At 47.7% G+C, this 19,847-nt stretch carries 22 protein-coding genes and 1 pseudogene; 15 read left to right on the top strand and 8 right to left on the bottom strand.

Features of this window, described 5'->3' with window-relative positions; all coding sequences use genetic code 11:
- Window positions 1–237: 237 nt before the first annotated feature.
- From ACFS7Z_RS16050 to ACFS7Z_RS16030, 5 genes are all read left to right on the top strand, one after another.
- Complete coding sequence (locus ACFS7Z_RS16050; RefSeq protein WP_377486583.1) at window positions 238–984, top strand: ATP-binding protein; 747 nt, start codon at window positions 238–240, stop codon at window positions 982–984.
- A 695-nt stretch (window positions 985–1,679) separates the two neighbouring features.
- Window positions 1,680–2,546 carry an aldo/keto reductase gene (locus ACFS7Z_RS16045; protein WP_377486580.1) on the top strand — a complete coding sequence of 289 codons (867 nt, stop codon included), beginning with the start codon at window positions 1,680–1,682 and terminating at the stop codon, window positions 2,544–2,546.
- A gap of 200 nt (window positions 2,547–2,746) precedes the next feature.
- Complete coding sequence (locus ACFS7Z_RS16040) at window positions 2,747–3,013, top strand: hypothetical protein (protein WP_377486577.1); 267 nt, start codon at window positions 2,747–2,749, stop codon at window positions 3,011–3,013.
- 155 nt (window positions 3,014–3,168) lie between these two features.
- Window positions 3,169–3,360: a DUF1059 domain-containing protein gene (locus tag ACFS7Z_RS16035; RefSeq protein WP_377486573.1), complete on the top strand. Its 192-nt coding sequence runs from the start codon at window positions 3,169–3,171 to the stop codon at window positions 3,358–3,360.
- A gap of 259 nt (window positions 3,361–3,619) precedes the next feature.
- Window positions 3,620–4,390 carry a DUF5995 family protein gene (locus ACFS7Z_RS16030; protein WP_377486570.1) on the top strand — a complete coding sequence of 257 codons (771 nt, stop codon included), beginning with the start codon at window positions 3,620–3,622 and terminating at the stop codon, window positions 4,388–4,390.
- Window positions 4,391–4,460: 70 nt separating this feature from the next.
- Here the strand turns inward: ACFS7Z_RS16030 and ACFS7Z_RS16025 are convergent, their stop codons facing one another.
- The gene (locus ACFS7Z_RS16025; protein ID WP_377486567.1) at window positions 4,461–5,852 is read right to left on the bottom strand and encodes an erythromycin esterase family protein; all 1,392 of its coding nucleotides are present in this window, start codon (window positions 5,850–5,852) and stop codon (window positions 4,461–4,463) included.
- A gap of 284 nt (window positions 5,853–6,136) precedes the next feature.
- Here ACFS7Z_RS16025 and ACFS7Z_RS16020 point away from each other — a divergent pair, with 284 nt between their 5' ends.
- Entirely contained in the window at window positions 6,137–6,751 is a 615-nt protein-coding gene (locus tag ACFS7Z_RS16020; protein ID WP_377486563.1) for a hypothetical protein, read from the top strand.
- Between the two features lie 79 nt (window positions 6,752–6,830).
- Here ACFS7Z_RS16020 and ACFS7Z_RS16015 read toward each other — a convergent pair whose 3' ends face one another.
- A complete protein-coding gene (locus ACFS7Z_RS16015) occupies window positions 6,831–7,520 on the bottom strand; it encodes a haloacid dehalogenase type II (RefSeq protein ID WP_377486560.1) in 690 nt (229 codons plus the stop codon).
- A 158-nt stretch (window positions 7,521–7,678) separates the two neighbouring features.
- Between ACFS7Z_RS16015 and ACFS7Z_RS16010 the strand changes: the two genes are divergently transcribed.
- Together ACFS7Z_RS16010 and ACFS7Z_RS16005 are read left to right on the top strand one after the other, a co-directional pair.
- Complete coding sequence (locus ACFS7Z_RS16010; protein WP_377486557.1) at window positions 7,679–8,023, top strand: DUF6152 family protein; 345 nt, start codon at window positions 7,679–7,681, stop codon at window positions 8,021–8,023.
- 2 nt (window positions 8,024–8,025) lie between these two features.
- Entirely contained in the window at window positions 8,026–8,511 is a 486-nt protein-coding gene (locus ACFS7Z_RS16005; protein ID WP_377486554.1) for a DUF6644 family protein, read from the top strand.
- Between the two features lie 2 nt (window positions 8,512–8,513).
- Here ACFS7Z_RS16005 and ACFS7Z_RS16000 read toward each other — a convergent pair whose 3' ends face one another.
- The 4 genes from ACFS7Z_RS16000 to ACFS7Z_RS15985 all read right to left on the bottom strand — a co-directional run bounded on the left by ACFS7Z_RS16000 (window position 8,514) and on the right by ACFS7Z_RS15985 (window position 11,660).
- Complete coding sequence (locus ACFS7Z_RS16000) at window positions 8,514–9,047, bottom strand: DUF5872 domain-containing protein (RefSeq protein WP_377486551.1); 534 nt, start codon at window positions 9,045–9,047, stop codon at window positions 8,514–8,516.
- Window positions 9,048–9,352: 305 nt separating this feature from the next.
- Window positions 9,353–9,799: an EamA family transporter gene (locus ACFS7Z_RS15995; protein WP_377486548.1), complete on the bottom strand. Its 447-nt coding sequence runs from the start codon at window positions 9,797–9,799 to the stop codon at window positions 9,353–9,355.
- Window positions 9,800–9,961: 162 nt separating this feature from the next.
- Window positions 9,962–10,381: a phosphoribosyltransferase gene (locus ACFS7Z_RS15990; protein WP_377486545.1), complete on the bottom strand. Its 420-nt coding sequence runs from the start codon at window positions 10,379–10,381 to the stop codon at window positions 9,962–9,964.
- Window positions 10,382–10,637: 256 nt separating this feature from the next.
- Complete coding sequence (locus tag ACFS7Z_RS15985; protein ID WP_377486542.1) at window positions 10,638–11,660, bottom strand: proline iminopeptidase-family hydrolase; 1,023 nt, start codon at window positions 11,658–11,660, stop codon at window positions 10,638–10,640.
- Between the two features lie 515 nt (window positions 11,661–12,175).
- Here ACFS7Z_RS15985 and ACFS7Z_RS15980 point away from each other — a divergent pair.
- From ACFS7Z_RS15980 to ACFS7Z_RS15965, 4 genes and pseudogenes are all read left to right on the top strand, one after another.
- Window positions 12,176–12,517, top strand: a pseudogene (locus tag ACFS7Z_RS15980) (ribonucleotide-diphosphate reductase subunit beta); the annotation flags it as partial.
- Between the two features lie 289 nt (window positions 12,518–12,806).
- Window positions 12,807–13,034: a hypothetical protein gene (locus tag ACFS7Z_RS15975; RefSeq protein ID WP_377486539.1), complete on the top strand. Its 228-nt coding sequence runs from the start codon at window positions 12,807–12,809 to the stop codon at window positions 13,032–13,034.
- Window positions 13,031–13,327: a helix-turn-helix domain-containing protein gene (locus ACFS7Z_RS15970; protein WP_377486536.1), complete on the top strand. Its 297-nt coding sequence runs from the start codon at window positions 13,031–13,033 to the stop codon at window positions 13,325–13,327. Before ACFS7Z_RS15975 ends, ACFS7Z_RS15970 begins: the two co-directional genes overlap by 4 nt.
- Before the next feature lie 150 nt (window positions 13,328–13,477).
- Window positions 13,478–13,921 (top strand): hypothetical protein, encoded by a 444-nt coding sequence (locus ACFS7Z_RS15965; RefSeq protein ID WP_377486533.1) that lies wholly within the window; start codon window positions 13,478–13,480, stop codon window positions 13,919–13,921.
- A 98-nt stretch (window positions 13,922–14,019) separates the two neighbouring features.
- Here the strand turns inward: ACFS7Z_RS15965 and treF are convergent, their stop codons facing one another.
- Window positions 14,020–15,582 carry an alpha,alpha-trehalase TreF gene (treF, locus tag ACFS7Z_RS15960; protein ID WP_377486530.1) on the bottom strand — a complete coding sequence of 521 codons (1,563 nt, stop codon included), beginning with the start codon at window positions 15,580–15,582 and terminating at the stop codon, window positions 14,020–14,022.
- 312 nt (window positions 15,583–15,894) lie between these two features.
- Between treF and ACFS7Z_RS15955 the strand changes: the two genes are divergently transcribed.
- Together ACFS7Z_RS15955 and ACFS7Z_RS15950 are read left to right on the top strand one after the other, a co-directional pair.
- A complete protein-coding gene (locus ACFS7Z_RS15955) occupies window positions 15,895–16,035 on the top strand; it encodes a hypothetical protein (RefSeq protein ID WP_377486527.1) in 141 nt (46 codons plus the stop codon).
- Between the two features lie 57 nt (window positions 16,036–16,092).
- Window positions 16,093–16,416, top strand: coding sequence for a hypothetical protein (locus ACFS7Z_RS15950; RefSeq protein ID WP_377486525.1), 324 nt, complete (start codon window positions 16,093–16,095; stop codon window positions 16,414–16,416).
- Between the two features lie 38 nt (window positions 16,417–16,454).
- Here ACFS7Z_RS15950 and ACFS7Z_RS15945 read toward each other — a convergent pair whose 3' ends face one another.
- The gene (locus tag ACFS7Z_RS15945) at window positions 16,455–16,631 is read right to left on the bottom strand and encodes a hypothetical protein (protein ID WP_377486522.1); all 177 of its coding nucleotides are present in this window, start codon (window positions 16,629–16,631) and stop codon (window positions 16,455–16,457) included.
- A 188-nt stretch (window positions 16,632–16,819) separates the two neighbouring features.
- Between ACFS7Z_RS15945 and hrpB the strand changes: the two genes are divergently transcribed.
- The gene (hrpB, locus tag ACFS7Z_RS15940) at window positions 16,820–19,267 is read left to right on the top strand and encodes an ATP-dependent helicase HrpB (RefSeq protein ID WP_377486519.1); all 2,448 of its coding nucleotides are present in this window, start codon (window positions 16,820–16,822) and stop codon (window positions 19,265–19,267) included.
- Window positions 19,268–19,847 lie beyond the last annotated feature (580 nt).

Raw genomic sequence — 19,847 nt, 5'->3', positions numbered from 1 at the left:
AGTTCGGGTAAATCCCATCATGGCCGTGCATCAGATTATCCTGGCTATTCTCCTGCAACTCATCTCTGCCGGCTGAAAAGAAGCACGCTGTTGATGAAAGACCTGATTATGTGCTACATTGAGAGTAGAAAAAGGAGCGATGCAAGATGGAAGGACTTAACAGAAAAGACCGTTTTGAAAATCATTTTCCGGCACAGCAACTAGCCACGCTGCAGGATTGGGACGACCTTGTTTTAAATGAGTACGACCATGAAGCAGGTGCGAATGCTGGAGGTTTGGCTAAAGCACCGGGATGTCCTGCTGAAAGACTGGGGATTGGCGAAAAAAGTAAAGCTTGGCTACAGTGTGCTGTTTCATGGCCCTCCTGGTACTGGTAAAACACTGACAGCTTCTATTTTGGGCAAGAGTACCGGTCGAGAGGTATACAGGGTCGATCTTTCGGTGGTGGCTTCTAAATTTATCGGGGAGACAGAAAAAAACTTAAATCAACTGTTTGAGAAAGCCCAGGCCAAAGACTGGATCCTGTACTTCGATGAGGCTGATGCTATGTTTGGCAAGCGGACGGAGATGAAGGTTGCATACGACAGGTACGCTAATGTAGAAATTTCGTATCTACTGCAGAAAATGGACAGCTATACCGGCCTCATCATCTGTAGCACCAACAAGAAAGGAAACATAGTCGAAGCATTTATTCGTCGCTTCCAGGCCAACATAAGTTTCCCGCTGCCAAAGGAGGATGAGCGTTTACGGCTATGGCAAAAAATCATACCTGAAGAAGTGAAACTGGCAGAATCCATTGATATGCAACAAGTGTCTGCTGAATATGAACTGACAGGTGCCCAAATCACCAACGTGATACAGGCTGCCAGCCTTCAGGCTGGTGCCCGGCACGAGGCCACGATAACCCGGCATGACCTGTTGGAAGGAATCCGGATAGAGTATGAACTGGCAGGAAAAGCATTAGATGATTTGGAGGAGCGGTAACTGTAACGCTCCGGCAACTTCAGATGAGAATATTCTCTCCGCAATCTGACGCTGTAAAGCAGCTAACCCTGTTCCCATATATGGAGCAATGCGCATAAACAATTTAACATTGGTATGAGAGAATTTTTCTGTCTAAGCTGCCGAAACGACGGCTTATCCAGCGGCATCAGACCTAATGTTTCATTGTTTCTCTTCGTGCTCTCCAGGCCGAGGGGCCTCGTCTTTGGGCATCGCGCTGGGAGTTTTTCTGCGCCAGGGCGCTGCCGCTTGCGCGGCACCTTAAAATCTCCAAATGCGCTCAACCCAAAGACTGGAAACACCTTCACTTCGTGCCAAAGGATGTAGGCACGTACGAGAAGACACTTATAGTTTATGGAAGGGGATTCATAAGAATTAGTATTAGCTGCGGGGCGGAAGACTTTTTTTAAATGTGTATCAGAGAAGATTTAAGAGAGGCCTTGAGTTTCTAAGATACTGCAACAGGAACAGCGCGTTTTCCCTGAACCAGATTTTTTTATGATTCCCTAAGTTTTCTATAGTCCAGAGAGACCTCTCAGTTCATGTACCTGATATCGTCCTATTCATACCTATTCAGCTCCTTTCAAATCATTCAGCTCCATCAAAAGCTTTTAACATGCTACCCATCCTGCCGTACAAATAAACCAGACAATTTTTTTTTAAAACAAACTTATACAATGGCAAACGAAACAACATTTTCAAAAACATATACTATTGGCGGCGATCTGACAGTGAACAGGATGGGATTTGGCGCAATGCGCATTACAGGAGAAGGTATCTGGGGACCACCAAAAGACCATGACGAAGCGATACGGGTGCTGAAAAGGGCATTAGAACTGGGCATTAACTTTATAGATACAGCAGACAGCTATGGGCCTCACGTTTCAGAAGAAATGATGGCAGAGGCGCTGCATCCCTACCCAAACGACCTGGTCATTGCAACAAAGGGAGGCCTTACGCGCTCCGGGCCCAACCAATGGCATATAAAGGCAGACCCTGATTACCTGCAGAAGGCTTTGGAAGGAAGTTTAAAAAGGCTGAACGTAGACAGCATTGATTTGTACCAGCTGCACAGGGTAGATCCGGATGTGCCTTATGAGCAAACACTTGAATTCCTGCAGCGGGTACAGGAAAAAGGACTCGTGAAGCACATCGGCCTGTCGGAGGTAACGATAGAGCAGATAGAGGAGGCACAGGAATATTTCGATGTGGTATCGGTACAGAACAAGTATAGCGTCGACTTCCGTAAATGGGAGGATGAAGTAGAGTACTGCACAGAGCATGACATTGCTTTTATTCCCTGGAACCCGATAAATGCAGGTAATTTAGGAGCTGTACAGAAGCTAAACGAGATAGGGCAGAAGTATGATGCCACCGCGCACCAGATTGCGCTGAGCTGGCTCCTGCACCGTGCGCCTAATATCCTGCTGATACCCGGCACATCCAAAGTTAAGCACCTCGAAGAAAACTATAAAGCACTCTCTATCTTTCTTTCTGAAGAAGACCTGGAGGAACTCGATGAAATAAAGCAGTCTGAGAAGTAGAACAGACCTGGTTTACAAGAAGTCTCACTTTCAGATACAGAAGCGCTGACCCGCAACTAGCGGGGCAGCGCTTTTTTTGTTAGCTACTGAATTCTAATACTGATCCTAAGACCAAACGGCCTAAAGCTCCTTCGATAAATAAACTTTTTACATAAGTTGGCACGGAGTGAAGCTGATTCCAGTCTTTGGGTTGAGCGCATTTGGAGATTTTTAGGTGCCGTGCAAGCGGCAGCGCCCTGGCGCAGAAAAACTCCAAGCGATGCCCAAAGAGGAGGCCCCTCGGCCTGGAGAGCAGGAAGAGAAACAATGAAAAAGTAGGGCTGATGCCGCTGGATAAGCCGTCGTTTCGGAAGCTTAGACAGAAAAAAGCCAACATTCCTATAGAATATACTTCCTACAATGCGGTAGAAGAAGGAAGAGTTATTCAACTGAAACCCTTTATCCTGAAATCCTTTATCGGCAAGTAATCGCGATGAAAGTACATATTCTATAACAATATTCAGGAGTCTTAGTATTAATTAGTAGCAGGTTTAAAATGAGGAGTAGCAAGCAGCGTCAGGAAAAACATCCTTCTGTATAGCTACCCAAAGAAACCAATTTTAACCACAAAAACAGCAACTTTATGAAACGATTAAACTGCCGTGATGCCGGTTTTGACTGCGAGGGCGTTATCCGGGCTGAAACTGATGAAGAAATTCTAAACCAGGCAAGCCAGCACGCACGTGAGGTGCACGGTGTTACCATAACAACAGAACAGGCAGCTCAGTTAAGAACGCTGATACACGATGAAGGAGTGAGAGACGGCAGAACTTAAGCCTTATTGGTTTTCATTCGCCCTGGTACGAGAGCAAAAGTAGGCAGTTCTACGCTGGTCATGCTACAATAAGCTGCAGGTGCCGGTTTCTGGCTCTCTTATAACTTCTGTTGTATAGATAAAAGCAAATTAGGTAATACTATCATTAAGCAAGCACTTGCTACAGCAGGGAAGAAAAGAGGATCAGGTGAGGTATTGTTTGAATTTAAAATCAGCTGAATTTAAATAGCCAAATTTAGATAGCCACCTTCCTCCTCTTATGACACTCCTGAACAAAGATTGTAAAACCACAGATGAAGTAATAGAAGCACTTGAACATATCATCCAGCGAAGCATCAGGACCAACGACAGGGCAGGCTATTTTGCTGTGTTGTATTACCTGGTGACCTGCCGGGTAAAGGAGGGTATCAGCCGCAATGAGTTTGACGATAGTGCACGTATGGAACGCCTTGATGTGCTGTTTGCCAACCGCTACCTGGAGGCCTGGCATCTATGGAAGTCAGGCAAGCCAACCACAGCCTCCTGGGCCGTTGCCTTCAGAACGGCCACGCTTGCGCCTGCTATTATTTTGCAGCACCTCCTGTTGGGTATCAATGCACACATCAACCTGGATTTAGGTATAGCCACTGCCGCGACCATGAAAGGCCAGCCCATGTCGCTCATCAAGGGAGACTTCGACAGGATAAATGCGATTTTAAAGGCGATGGTAGACAAGGTGCAGGATAACCTCGGGAAAGTGTCTCCGCTGATGGGACTGCTGGATATGTACAGTAAAACGCATGACGAACTGCTGGTAGGCTTCAGTATAGTGGCCGCCAGGGAAGGGGCCTGGTGGTTTGCACAGGAACTGAGCCAGAAGTCAGGAATTCCCTATGATCAATGCATCACAAACCGCGACAAAAGAATCGCCGTTTTAGCCAGCCGCCTGTCAAGCCCTTCCAGCTTCTTTCTGAAGCTAATCCTGAAGCCCATCCGCGCTTCTGAATGGCGAACGCCCGGAGCTTCCTTACAAATACTTAGAGCTGTCTGAGGCAGCGCCTTCTGGATAAACCAAGCGTAAACGTGCATTTACCAGAATTGAATTGCCCCTGTTGCAGCCATCAGGTGCCGAAAGGAAAAAGATCCGGTGGCTCGTTGCTGACCTGTATGTCCTCAATCGGGTGCAGCGCGTGTGTCTTGTCTATGTACAGGAAGGCGTCGTAGCGCCTGGGTATAATAGAGGGCACGTAGTTCCCCAGGTGTTCCAGTGCAGGATTATAGATCACGCCAATTGCCCTGTGCCCTATCGGGTGTTTCAGGTGCTTTTCGTCCCGGATATCTGTTGAGAAGACGATTTTATTCGCCGGGCTTAGCTGATGCAGAATATGTTCCCAGCTACCTTCTGTGGCAGGCGGCACCTCTATGTTTTTTATCTGAGCACCCCAGCCACCCGCCGCTATCACAGAGCCGCTATAAGAGCCAAAACCTACAATATAAACGTTGTCTTCCCCGTATTCTTTCCGCGCCAGCTGCCCGACATTCACTTCACCCTGGCTGGCCATGTCTGTGTAGCGGGCATCGCCAACGTGGGTATTATGCTGCCACACGATGGCCTTCGATTCAGGGCCGTGAAATTCCAGCAAGCGTTTCAGGGTTAGCATCATGTGCCGGTCGCGGATGTTCCAGGACTCTGAACTTCTGCTGACTGCCGCCCGGTAATACCGTTCCCCGTTCAGGGCTACCAGGGCATTTTGTTCCATGATAAACTGCGCCTCGTTTTTGTTCCCTCCAGCTTTGCTCTGTTTTTGAATGGAATTCCAGAGGCGGTTCGTTTCTGCTCTGCAGTTAGCTGATGCATTGGCTACGGCTTGGGCATATTGCATGGCATCTGTGCTGTAAGGTTTAAAACACTCGTGCACCTCCATTGCCGCCTTCACCAGCGAAGGCTGTTCTTTCAGGTAAGGCATCAACTCCAGCATCGACTCCCAGATACAGTAAACATCCATCCCGTAGAAACCTACTTCAGCTGCATCCGGCACGTTCTGGTTGTATTGGTTTAGCCAGGTGACCAGCGATGCAACCTCATAGTTTCCCCACATCCAGGTGGGCCACCTGTTGTAGTTCTTCAGCAGTTCCACTGTTGCCGCACTGTCCTGCGGACCGCCTTTTATGAATTCGTTCACGCGGTAAGAGTCTGCCCATTCTCCCTCTACTGCTATAAAGTCAAACCCTTTCTCCTGAATTAATCTTTTGGTGATGGCTTTTCGCCAGGTATAGTACTCGGAGGTCCCATGCGATGCCTCTCCCAGCAACACCACACGGGCATCACCAATTTGCTGCAGCAGCACGTCAAGGTCCTGTTCGGTTCGGAGGGGGTGGTTTGGTATTTTCAGCGTAACCGTTTTTTCCTCACGCTGCCCTACTTGTCGCGGTGTCTGGCTGCAGCCGAGCGGAAGCACCCAAAGCATTAAAAGCAAAATGCTTCCCCAGTTCCATCTCTCCATTTTCTTCATACCGCACCTTCCTGTATCTGTTGTTATTGTTGTTCTACTTTTTAGCTGGCAGGTAAGTTTCAGTTTTATGCTATCAGAGCAATGTAAATTTGTCTTTTTGTCCCAGCGTGACACCCTGTGGATAGAGATGCAGTGGGATACTTTTTGGGCTCCGGATCAGCGGCCTGTAAGCCGTTGCCATAGTTGCGCGCCACATGCTGCTACAGACAAAACTTATAACATAAAAATGTTCTAAGCCATTGATTTAAATTCTATATATTGAATCGAAAATAATCTATATACCTATGAACAAACTTAAGCTATTCCTGATCTGGTGCCTTGTAATCGGCGCGTTAACCTCTTGCAGTAAAGAAGCTGATCCGGAGCCGGCAACTACTGCAGAGCAGGACTACCTGCCCACCACAACAGGGTCTACCTGGAACTACGGAGGTGATATGCCTTACACACTCACTGTAACTGGTAAAAAGGAAGTGATTAACGGGAAGTCCTTTCACGAAATGGAAACCACACAAGGCACTACAAAAAGCAAATCTTATTTATTGAAAGAGAAGGGAGTCTATACTGGTGTTGGAATGCAGCCTGGTATGGGAAATGTTGAGATTACCATCTTAAAAGAGGAAACACCGGTAGGGAAACCCTGGGAGCAGACAAACACAATTAATGGTATAGTCACAAAAATGACATTCACGATTGAGGAAAAAGGAATTTCTAAAACGGTAGAAGGTAAAACATATAAAAACGTCATCCACGTAAAAATGAAAAGTACCTACACTTTTATGGACCTGGAAGTGGATGCTGGCGTTGTGTCTAACTATTACTTTTCAAAAGGAGTAGGGCTTATACTTTCAGATTTTGGTGCAGAAGGACAGGTTCCTTTGCTGACGTATGATGTCAAATAAACTGAAATTCGTATCCTGCTTTTTATGCACAGCTGCTTCGGATTACAAATTCGAAGCAGCTGTTTAGTTCGTTTTTTTACTACATGGCCACCAGTGTATCAGCTAAGACTGAAAGGGTAGGGGCTGACAGTTCCGGCGTTGGGGCGAGCGGGTAAAGCACCTGGCCTGGACGGGAAATGAAAGCTGCACGGGCACCTGCACGTAAGGCACCTGTCATGTCCCAGCCATGGGCCGCTACCATCATCATTTCTTCCGTTTTTACGCCCATTTTGTCGGCGGCATACTGGTAGGGGCTTAGATGAGGTTTAAATTTCTCTACTCCATCCACCGTCAGCGTCTCTTCAAAAAAATCAGTTAAACCAACTTCCTTCAGGTGCGGAATGCTTGATTTGGATGGCGAGTTGGAGAGTGTGGCCATCCTGAACCCTGCCTGCTGCAGCTTTTCAAGTCCCGGAATCACGTCGGGGTGCGGCTTCGTGTCTTTCACCATGGCCACAAGTTCTTTTTGCTTTTCCTCTGATACATCCTTTCCGATTACGGCTGCTGTCATGCGCATCACGGCCTCTCCAACCTCGCTGAAGGAATGGTATTTATCTGTTACCGTCTCCACGAGCGCGTACTCCAGGAGCTGGGCAAACCAGAACTTGAAAGCCAGTTCGTTACCGAAGGCTTTATTTACCTCCTTTTGCATGTCAGACATGTCTAGCAGGGTTTCATTTACATCAAAAAGCAGTAAGGCAGGTCGTTTGTTCGTAGTCTTTTGCATCATGTTTTTAGTTTAAGTACTTCAATGGTTTAGGTTTTACTTACGGCACCGGCGGGAGTAGTGTGCAAATTCCTTTTCCTTTAATAAACAATGTTGAATGCATACTCTTTTTTCTGTTTCCTTCGTTTTTATATAAGTATTTCACTATCAGATTTATACTTATGATGCTACCAGCCAAACTACTCCTGATTCTATTCCTGCCACTGTCTGTGGCTTTCCATCACGGTTGGTCAAATTACGACCAGACCCAAACGCTGGATTATACCGGCGAGGTAGAGGAAATCACTTATGAAAACCCGCATGGTTTGTTGAAGCTACAGCACGAAAATAAAACCTGGACGGTTTGTCTGGCCCCACCCAGCAGAATGAGCACCCGCGGCCTGGCTAAGGATATGGTACAGGTTGGCGATGAGGTGCGGGTAGTGGGGTATCCGCATAAAGAAGTGAAGGATGAGATGCGTGCAGAGCGGATATATGTAGGAGACAAAAAGATAGAGCTACGCTAGCGGTGCTCCTTACGCTGGCAGGGCTGCTGCAAAGCCTGGAGGCTTCAGTGCTGGCCAGCGCCATCCGGCAGTCTTCCTGGCTATACCCTTTCCTGGAGATTGTGCACATCCTGGGCATCGTGTTGCTGGTTGGTGCCGCTTTCCTGTTCGACCTGCGCCTGCTGGGCTTCTCCAAAAAGCTGCCCGTCCCGGACCTGGCCCGTCATCTTTTGCCCTGGTCCAGGAGGGGCTTATACCTGATTGTTCCTTCTGGTTTGTTGCTGTTCAGTACCAATGCGGTGGCCCTGGCAAGCGATCCTGTTTTTCATATCAAGCTGATCATGCTGGCGGTAGGAGGTATAAATGCCGGTTTATTTCATCGGTACCTCTTCTCTTTGGCACCGGGCTGGGGGCACGGTCACACGCCCCCAATGGCTAAAGCGGTGGCGGTTTGCTCTATTGTGGTGTGGGTGGTGGTGATTGCCTGCGGGCGTTTGCTGGCTTATTAGTTTTACTTTTCTGCTTTCACCGCTTTTTTCAACTCGGCTTTGTTCATTTTGCTGCGGCCGCTGATGTCCAGCTTTTGGGCTTCTTTCATTAGTTCTGCTTTGGTGGGTGTGTTATCCTGCTCTTTTTTTACTGCCTTCAAGGCGCGTTTCACGGCTGGAGTATAGGCTACATGCTGATCCCCTTTCTTAGAGCCTTTTGCTTTTTTTTGCTCGGCTTCTTTTTTCTCCTCTTCGCTCAGTTTTTCCCATACTTCTTTGGGCAGGTACCGGCTGGTTTTGCCGTCGTGTCGGGCATCAGCGTCGCCCTCCTTTGTCTGCCAATCCTCTTCCGTCCATTTCTCCAGCGACTTGGCCTCCTCGTCTTTATCGCCTTTGTAGCCGCCACCCTGCTTTTCGTACTCCTTTACCAGCAGCTGGCTTTTGCGTGCCGACCATTGTCCTTTCTTGCCTCCCTTGTCCGAAGCCATCAGCTCGTCTTTGATTCTCTCCCGCAGCTCCGGCCTGGTGTACTGCGCATCATTTCTGCTCTTTGTCATAGTTTATTTTGATTGTTTTGCTTTCTGTAAACAATGTAAAAAGGGATAAGTTTTAGATGCATGTATTGTAAGGGATGAAAGGAAGGTGTGTTAAACCCGCTGCTCCTGAAAGCATTTTCAGCTGCGCACGCAAAAGAGGAGTGGGAAAAGTTTACAGCGAAAGAGGCATGACTCTTACACTTATACCTGCTTTATTTAAATGGTAAATGCATATGAGTTAGTTTAACCTGCAGACCGTGTAAATGCTCCGTTAATAAGAGAAGGCTAAATAAGGGACGGTGAAACACCCTGTTACTCCATAAAAGCTATTCAGAAGATTGCCCACCAATGGCAATAAGCACAGCACCGATGGCCATGAGCGTGGCGCCGGCAATGACCATCCAGTCAACTTTCTCTCTGAGAAAAATAACGGCAAAAATGATGGCAAATACAAGGGATAACCTTTCCAGCGGCGACACGCGCGAAGCGTCAGCTAAACTAAGGGCGTAGAAACTCAGCAAAGAAGATACGCAGGTGATGATGCCAGCCAGCACCAGGTAAACCCATACTTTCTTTTCGATGCTGGCTAATTCCGTCAGGTTGCCCTGCCAGGCCACCACCCCCCACGACACCACCAGTATCAGTACGGCTTGTATGGCAAAGGCAAGGCTGGAATTCACATGCCTGATTCCGGCTTTGGATAGCGTAACAACTACCGCTGACGTGAGGGCGGCCAACAAAGCAAAAGTAATCCACATAAGCGTCTTGTTCATCAAAAGCCTGAAGAAGTGGTAAGTAGCAAAGTCTAAAGGTACGGTGTTTAATTGTTGTAAGTTATTGGGTCACGGGTTGTTACCCGTTCTTCATCTAAGATGGGGCGGTACATGATTTTACGCGCGAATGCTGCAAAATAGCGCCAGCGGGAGCGGGGTAATTTATAATTGTTTTCTTACTTCCCAGGGCATTTTCGGGCAATCGCCCACATAATCTAAGCCCACGAAAGCTGGTCGGTTGGTTTGGTTGTCTGCTGCACAGAAAAGCACGGCTACACTGGCAGTTTCGCCGTACCGGGCCTTGATGAATTCCATCGTACTACCTGTTTCTGTGGCATCATCAATAAACAGCACGTCCTCAAACTGGTGGCGGCCCGTCAGGCTGTCGCCCTCAAAGCCATATGCACGGCTGTAGTTCACGTAATCCACCACTTGGATGCCTAGTTTATGTGCTACCAGGGCGGCAGGTATGCAACCGCCACGCCCGATGGCCGCAATGCATGTAAACCCCCTGTTATGCAAAGCAACAGACAAAGCATCCACGGCATCCTCTACTTCTTCCCAGGTATAGCTTTCCTTCATGTTTGTCTTTCTGAAGGGTGTACGGCTCTGGCCGCTTTAAAGCTGTTTGCGGTCTATGGTTAAAAGCTGCTGGCGGCGGCATGTCATAGGTTAATTTTCATCCACAGCCTTCCGGGGGCATAAAGGGGGTGCCGAATAGTGAAATGGAGGAACTGAGCTGTTTCAATTCCTTAGATATAAAGTAAATCTACACCAGCCCAAAAGATACCGAGGCGCTCACAGGGTCTTCAGACAAGCAAGGTCAGCCCGATATTTTCTACCTGTCCACGTCTTTCATGAAGTTCACCATGCCGTTAAAGTAAGTTTTCTGGTCGTCATAGAAAGCCATGTGGCTGCCTTCGGGGCAATGCAGGTAGCGGCCGTTCGGAAACTGGGTGGCCATCCATTCCATGTGTTTCGGGTCCATGGTGTCGTGCTGGCCGCCGATGGTAAGGGCAGGCACCTCTATGTTGGGCAGGTCCCGGGAACGGTCCCAGTGCAGGAGTGAGGCGTTGCCTCTTATGCCGAACTCACTCGGGCCCTGCATCTGCACATACACGGTCTGGTTCATGTGGTCGAACATGCGCAGCACCGGGTCAGGCCACTGCTCCATTGGCATGCGTAGCGCGTGTTTCGTATAGAAGTGCGGCAGCAGCAGCTCCATGTAACGCGGGTTCGTAAAGTCGTTTTCTGCTTCTATCTGTTTTATCTCAACCAGTACCTCGGCAGGCATCTGCGGACCCAGCACCTCGTCGGCATATTGGTTATAGGCGGGCACGCTCGACATCATGTTCGAGATGATAAGGCCTTTCAGGTGGTGCTGGTACTTGAGTGCATATTCGGTGGCCAGTATGCCGCCCCACGAGTGGCCCAGCAGGTAAAAGTTGTTCTTATCCAGGTGAAGCGCCTGGCGCACCTGCTCCACTTCTTCTACAAAGCGGTCTATGTTCCAGAGGCTGTTGTCGTCGGGTTTGTCGCTGTAGTGGGAACCCAGCTGGTCGTAGTAATAATACTCTATGCCGGCTTTGGGCAGGTAGCTGTCGAAGCACTCAAAGGCCTCGTGTGTGCCGCCCGGGCCGCCATGCAGCAGGAGCAGCTTCATGGCAGGGTTATTGCCTACCCGCTTCGTCCAGACGTAAAAACCTCCTTGCGGGGTAGTGATGGTTATCCTGCGGGCGCCGCCGCTCAGTTCGCCTTCGGTACCGGAGTAGTTGAAGTATTCTGCTACGGAAGGCGTGTGGCTGCCTGTATTTTCTGAAGTGGCAGGAGAGAGCTGCCGGATGGATAGGAGTGATTTCATGTTTTATCTTTTTAGGTGAGCGGAAGGAGTATGTACGGTAAATAAGAACAAAGTATTCCTTCTTGGCACCTGCTACATCCATTGAAATCAGTTTTCGCAGCTAGCTTAGTTTAGGCTGTCGGTAAGTATGGCTGCTACTCCTCCCGCGTGAACACGTCTAGCCAGTACACCACTACGAAGTAGACAGAGTATAGCCCGTCCTTATTTTGAAGCCTAAATTACCTACTTGTAAACTTGATTATAATGCAGGCTGTAGGTTCTAGGAAGAATTCAAGTGCAAAGTCTCAGCTTATAGATTGTACTATTACCCGGGCACATAGTACAGCTGCATAGAAAAGAAAGATCACGAGCAAAAAACTTATATTATTAGAAAAATTTACTTTAACTTTTAGTTAACGAATAATAAAAATTCTTAACTTTGGGTTAAGAAATAGGAGGCATATGAGAAAAGCCTTAAAGAAGAAGATGCTTATGAAATTAAGAGGAAAGTACAAACCTTTTTACATTAATAACAGATGCATGATATGGAGCCTATACTGAAAGAGAATCCCAACCGCTTCGTCTTGTTTCCAATTCAGAATGATGCGGTGTGGCAGATGTATAAGAAAGCGGAAGCCAGCTTCTGGGCTGCAGAAGAGATCGATTTGGGCCAGGACCTGAAAGATTGGGGAAACCTGAACGACTGCGAGCGCCACTTCATTAGCCACGTACTGGCTTTCTTCGCTGGCTCTGATGGTATCGATGATGAAAACCTTATTGTGCACTTTCTAAAAGAAGGTTCACTCTTAGAAGCTAGCCGCTTTTACGGCTCTAGAGCTAATAAATTATTGTGTAATCTACAATCTGATTCATATACAAGGTATAGCTTAAGAAAACTCATCTACGAAAAGATTGAAGAATCTTTTCGTAAAGCGTTATCAGAAGTAACAAGTCGATTGCGAATCTCTATTGCTAGATTTGGAAAATTTCAGTTCTATAGAAACTTTAAGCGCACATCATTTTGCACATCATTTATGATTCACTTTCATAAGAAAGTAGATGAAGAAGTTAAGTCATTATTAAACCTAAACCAATTGCAATTCATGATGAAATAATAAAATAATAAGGAATGCTCCTTTAGAAGGGTGTTTCTCAATAATTAAAAAAATGGACAAGGTAGAATTAGTCAATGGCTTAAATGAAGTTATAGAATCAAGAAAAAGTAAATTATCTACACAAGACTTAAAAAGGCTCAAAAAAATTCGAAAGGAATTAACAACGTCTAAAACTAAAGAAGAAGTAGCCTCTGTAGTTTTGAAGAGAATTCATTATTTGCAATTTTTCAAAGAGATATTGAATCAGTTGGTAGATTTTTTTAGGGAACCACCTTCATGAAATTAGGAGAAACAATTAAAGAATTAAGAAAGCGAAAGGGGTTTAGCCAAAGTGAGTTTGCTGCAAAATGTAGTATTTCACCAACATCTCTTTCCTTGATTGAATCCGGAAAGAAAAGACCTCATGCCAAGACGTTAGATGCTATCTGTGGTGCCCTTGAAATTCCTGAGCCCTTTCTCTACTTTCTAAGTACCACTGAAAGCGATATACCAGAAGAAAAAAGAGAAGCCTACAAAATTCTTGGTCCAACTATTAAATCTATGATGAATCAATTGTTTGATATGCCTTCTTAGAAACAACAATCCCCTTGCTGCCCCTAGCTTTGCTGGTCGAGGCTTGGCTGCAGGGCCAGCATACGCGATGCTGTTGCTCCGAATCTTTATGCAGCACGATATGCTGTACAATATCTGCAACCCTACATTAGATCTACCATACAACATAATATGAATTTAACGGTCGGTTGTAAAGTAGAATGGACGGATTCGGTAAATTCCCCTTACGTGGAAGGGGAAGCCTCGGAGTTTGTGGGGGAGCGGACCATCACTGGTAGAATAACGGCAGAGGGGTATGCGAAGAAAACGAATTACTATTTCTTCACAATACATGTGTATGGCGCAACAGGGGTAAACGCCGATGCGGTAGAAGTTGAAAGCAAGATAATACGGCGGGGTATGGTGCTATACCCTAAATGCACCCTACTCGCCACACCACCCAACTACGAAGAACCGGTAAAAAAAAGGTTAGCGCTAGCGGGTGAACAGGAACTGGAAGAGTGGATTGAAAGCACTGTCAGATACTACTCTAAAAAAAGTAACCACTCTGACTGGCTAGCCTTACATAAGAAAGGTTGTCAGGCAAGCGACCCTGAATACAGCATGACCTTTTAATTTTCTGATATTAGTTGTGAATCATCCGAACCATGTTGGTTCATCGGAATATCTAAACGTTTACAAATTAGAGAAGCATCCAAATATTCCATTCCTGATCAGGAATTATTTTTCATCCAAAGATATATGCCGTTAGTCCAACCAAAACCATCCTGGTTTGGATATTCTCCTCCTCCGGCGGGTAAATCAATATCTACCACATTATATTTTTCCATCATCTTGCCAGTTTCTTTGAAAACTTTGTCATTAAGGGCTATCCATCTCTTTTTCAATTCTTCTGCTGTATCAAGAAAATCATAGTTGCGAAGTCCCGCATAGGTTAGATACTGCAAGGGAGCCCAGCCGTTCGGGAAGTCCCACTGTTGGCCACTCTCGTGGAGAGTAGAAACTACGCCTCCCTTCTTTAAAAAACTGCTGGCAATGTGTTCATGAACATGATGTGCTTGTTCTTTAGTGGCAATCCTGGAGAACAGCGGAAATATTCCGGCCAGCGACATGACCGTTGTGGATTTATTCAAAGCCAAATTATAATCCATAAAAAACTGCTTATCCTCATGCCAAAAGTATTTAAGCATTGCTTTTTTTCGTTTCTCTGCCTTCTGAAGAAAATAAACAGCAGGATCTGAAAAAGAATTTTGCTTATACGCTTCTGAGAGCGTTAGTTCTAGTTCGTATAGCAGGCAATTGAGATCTACAGGTATTATATCTGTTGTATGAATGGTCTCCATATGATCGACATCTCTGAACCATCGGCAAGTGAAGTCCCAGCCAGATTCACAAGCTGCCCTTATATGCCTGTAAAGTGTTCCAGGATCCACGCCAAATGGGGAGGAGTAATGCGCCATTTCAACATCTTCATGATAAGATTCAGGACGAGGAGCCGGAAGGTCATCCCAGTAACGATTTAAAATACTGCCGTCTGGTAGTATGGCTACTCTACGGAAAGAAGTTTCTTTATCCGAGAGGCGAAAGTACCCATCCATCCAGTAATTATATTCTTTTTGCATATGTGGAAGATATTTGGCAAATACTTCCGGTCCGTCTATTTCAGCAAGAAGCCGTATCATCAAAGCGAAAAAAGGAGGCTGAGAGCGGGTAAGATAATAACTGCGATTTGCATTTAAAATATGGCCATACGTATCAATAAGATAGGCGAAATTATCAACCATTTCTCTTATCAGTTCATACTTTCCTGCCGTTTGTAAACCTAACATCGTAAAGTAGCTGTCCCAATAATAAAGTTCTCTGAATCGACCTCCGGGAACAACATATGATTTTTGAACAGGCAACATGGAGCAATTCGATTCTGCCCCCCGTGTTAACAATGGCCAAAGCAAATTAATATGCTCCGTAGTCGGTAATGACCGATTGCTTGTATAACCCGTTGTGATAGGTTCTGGAACATGAAAATACGCGGAGACAAAATCAAAAAGTTTAAAATCTTCCTTGTGCTTTTCAATTTCATATAAACTTAGAATTTCTTCTGGAGCTCGCTTTGGGTAACAGTCAGCAAAAGTTTTAGAATCAGGAAAAACATGATTCATCTGAACATCATGGAAGAGCGGTCCAAATAATTGGTCGGGTGGTAAAATGGCTGGAACGACACTGTAAATCTGTGGGGGTTCTATAGCTCGCATTGATTTTTGTTTTTCATTATTCACGCATTTCTGGCTTTTAGGTTGATTTTTTTACTATCTAAAGCCTTTAGCGTTGTATCGTGTTCTTCATTTAATCAAGATGGTCAGGAGTTGGAGAAAATTATCTGCAGCACCTTTGAAAGCTTTTGCAGCAAACTATCTTTCGCCAAAAGCTGGATTGAGAACATCTATCACTAAGCATTCTAATAGTATAATTTTATGATATACAAAAAGGTATGATGCCGTCTATTCTGCTATTCCTTTGACACAGCTTAAATGACAGCCTCCACAATTTTTGTCCTCCTGTAGGCAAGCAGCAGTAACAGTTGCTAAAATATGGAGGTGCACCGGAAGGGGCTTTTCACAATATGGTATTATATTCAACAGGTGCCGGAGCCGGTAAAGTACCTTGCTGCCGCTGGCTCTGCTGCGAGAGGCCTGGCTGAAAGGCCAGAAGATCGTGATGCTGGTGCCTAGAGCTTTATTCAGCACAATACCTGCAACCTTAAATCAAATCCACCAATATACAGGAGTATGAATCTGACAGTAGGTTGTAAAGTTGAATGGACTGAGTCGGTATATACTCCTTACGTGGAAGGGAAAGCATCGGAGTTTGTTGGGGAGAGAACCATCACCGGTAGAATTACGGCAGAGGGGTATGCGAAGAAAACGAACTATCATTTCTTCACGATACATGTGTATGGGGCTGAAGGGGTAAACGCACACGAGATAGAAGCTGAAAGCAAGATTGTACGGCGGGGTGTGGTGCTATATCCGAAATGCACCTTACTCGCCACGCCAGCCAATTACGAGGAACTGGTAAAGGAAAAGGCACTACGGAAAAACGGAAGCAGCTGAAACTTAAAAAGCCCCTGTTTGCGCAGGGGCTTTATTTTTTATTTCACCGGTACAGGTACCAGCTCACGCTCATAATAAACCAGGTCCTTCTGCGAAGGATTGTTATTTACTGTACAGTAGTAGATGCGTTTCAAGTAATGTCTGATGGTTAATTTCAGATCAGGATTCACCTTGGCGAACACTTCTGATCCAATCGGGAATAAGTTTTCTAACATACCTATGTATACGCTTATTAATTGATTTACAACGGGTTATTCTGATGTATTTCGAGAAAAGCTACATGGAGTGTGATGAGAGGCCTTATTGATGCTGCTCTATGGCCGGACCATACCTGATTTCCTGTAAATTGCAAGCTGGTATTTCCGTATACCTGCAAAGATTACTTAAGCATAAATCACAAGCCTTGCCTTTCAACCCATTTACCATAGACTTACCCGTTCGGGAAATTATACCTGCCGTGCGGGAGCACCTGGCGGCGCAGAACACGCTGATAGTAAACGCCCCTCCCGGAGCCGGTAAAAGCACCCTGCTGCCGCTGGCTTTGCTGGACGAGACCTGGCTGAAAGACCAGAAGATCGTGATGCTGGAGCCCCGGCGCCTGGCGGCCAAAACCATTGCCGAGCGCCTGGCGCAGCTGCTGGGCGAGGAGGTAGGCCAGACTGTCGGTTACCGCATTCGTTTCGAGACACGCATTACCGAGGCCACCCGCATCGAGGTCGTCACCGAAGGCATCCTCACCCGCATGATCCACAGCGATCGCTCGCTGACGGGGATTGGCATTGTCATCTTCGACGAGTTTCATGAGCGCAGCATCCATGCCGATGTTGCCATGGCCCTGAGCCGGGAGGCGCAGCATACCTTGCGCCCGGACCTGCGCATTCTTGTAATGTCGGCCACCCTGGATATGCCCCAGCTCACGAGCCTGCTCAAGGCCCCGTTGGCGCAAAGCATGGGGCGGCAATACCCCATCGAAACCTTTTATACCGGCGACGCCGACGACCGCCACCTGCCCGAAATGACGGCCAAAGTAGTAGAGCAGGCAGCCAAAGAGCAGGAGGGAGACATCCTCGTGTTCCTGCCCGGCGAAAACGACATCCGGAAAGTGGAAACCCTCCTGCGCAAACAGCTGCGGGGTTTCCAGGTACACCCGCTGTTCGGCATGCTGCCCTTCGGCAAGCAGTACGCCGCCCTCATGCCCGACCGCCAGGGCAGGCGCAAAGTGGTACTGGCCACCAGCATCGCCGAGACCAGCTTAACCATAGAAGGCATTTCGGTAGTGGTGGATACAGGCTTCGGCAAAACCTCGCGCTTCGATCCGAAGTCCGGTTTGTCGCGCCTCGAAACGGTGCGTATTTCCAAAGACGCAGCCGACCAGCGTGCCGGTCGCGCCGGACGCTTGGGCCCCGGCACCGCTTACCGCATGTGGAGCAAAACCACGCACGAGCGCATGGCTCCGCACCGTACTCCCGAAATTCTGGAAGCAGACCTGTCATCGCTGGTGCTGGACATGGCGCAGTGGGGCATTACGGACATCAGAGGGCTTACGTGGCTGAACCCGCCGCCGCGCGCTGCCCTGCAATATGCCACCGATATGCTGCACCAGGTGCAGGCGCTGGAGCATGGCCGCATCACAGCGCACGGCAAACGCATGCACGCGCTGCCTTGCCACCCGCGCATCGCGCACATGCTGCTCAAGGCCGAGGAAACAACCCAGGTGCCGCTAGCCAGTGATATTGCCTCCATCCTGGAAGAGCGCGACCCCCTGGACCGTAACGCCGGCATCGACATAAACCTGAGAGTGGAAGCGCTGCGCCGGTACAGGAAAGAGCAGGGGCAAGGAAAGCGCTTTGGCAAGATAGAGAAGATAGCCCGCTCGTACCGCCAGCTGTTCCAGGTGGAGGCCGATAACGGTAAGTTTGATGAGTATGAAACCGGTGTGCTGCTGGCGCATTGCTACCCCGAGCGCATCGCCTACGCCCGCCCCGGCAACAACGCGCAGTTCCAGCTGGCCAACGGCAAGTATGCTTCCGCCGGCCACCGCGATGACCTGGCGCACGAGCCCTGGCTGTCCATCGCGCACCTGCACGCCGGCGGTGAAGACAATCCGGGCCGCATTTTCCTGGCCTCGCCGCTCAACCCCCGCGACCTGGCCCCGCTCCTGAAACAGCAGGAGGTTTACCATTGGGACGTTAACGACGGCGAACTCACCGCCTCGCTGGACACCCGCATCGGCAGCATTGTGCTGCAAAGCAAGCCGCTGCCACCACCCGACGACAAACACCGCGTACCGGCCATTTCCGAAGCCATCAAACAGGAAGGCGAGCACCTGCTGGACTTCAACGAGGCCGTGACCCAGTGGCAAAACCGCGTGCTGAGCCTGCGAAAATGGCGCCCTACAGAAGGCTGGCCCGACGTCAGCACCTCCACCTTACTACTGACAAACTTGGAATGGCTGCGCCCACACCTCTATGACATCGAGCACCCGGATGAGCTCATGGAACTGGAGCTCCTGCCAATCCTGGAAAAGAAGTACCTGGAGGAGGCGCAGCGCACCCGACTAAACCAGCTGGCTCCTGTCAGCCTGGTGTTGCCGGATGGTTCACCAATCGAGCTGGAGTACCGGCCAAACGGCGAACAGCCAAGGCTGGAAACACGTCTGCAGGATATACTGGCATGGGAGGAGAGCCCTACAGTAGATGCGGGTGAAATGAAAGTAGAGCTTCACCTGCTCACCCCGGACCTGAAACCCATCACCAAGGTGGCCGATCTGGCCACGTTCTGGAAAGGAAATTACCGCGTCATCAAACGCCAACTGGAAGTGGTGTTCCCGCAGGTGGAGTGGGAGAGGTGAACTCCCCAGCCCCCTCCTTTCAAAGGGGGCCCTACCCCAAAACAGGAGGAGATCTTGATGATCTCGCAGCGTGCGCAGCTCCTGCGAGTGTCTAGGTTTTCGCCCTTGCTGGCCCAGGTTTTCTAAATGGTGGCTAAGAATCATGTCGGGTTTGTAACCAGTAACAGATGCACACACAATGCACGAGCGTAGGCAAAGTAGAATGAAAAAGTTCTACCCACTGCAGAGAAAAAAGAAATTAAATTGGATGTCATAACATAAGAAGTACAACAGCAGAGTAAATCCCATGCCTTCTCTCTTTGATGGCTTACATTTTCAACATCCTATTAATGAATAAACTTTTCCTCTTAAAAAAATCTCTAAAAAGATATTGGTTTATTAAACACATATAATTATTTTAGCTTAACGTATTATTATTTAAGCAAAAGTTATAAATCGCCTCACATAGCATAGGCGCTTTCATGTATCAGGAGCATATTTTCCTGTTACATTATCACTTCGCCTCAACGTTCTGCCTCTTCATAGAGAAGGGCTGCTTCTGTTTCTAAATCTTCTGTTATTGCAAGTGTTGCTGGTCCTG

It is taken from the genome of Pontibacter toksunensis (assembly GCF_042686245.1).
GTDB lineage: Bacteria > Bacteroidota > Bacteroidia > Cytophagales > Hymenobacteraceae > Pontibacter > Pontibacter toksunensis.
Note: the sequence above shows the minus strand (reverse complement) of the source record. Positions and strands in the feature narration are given on the sequence as shown.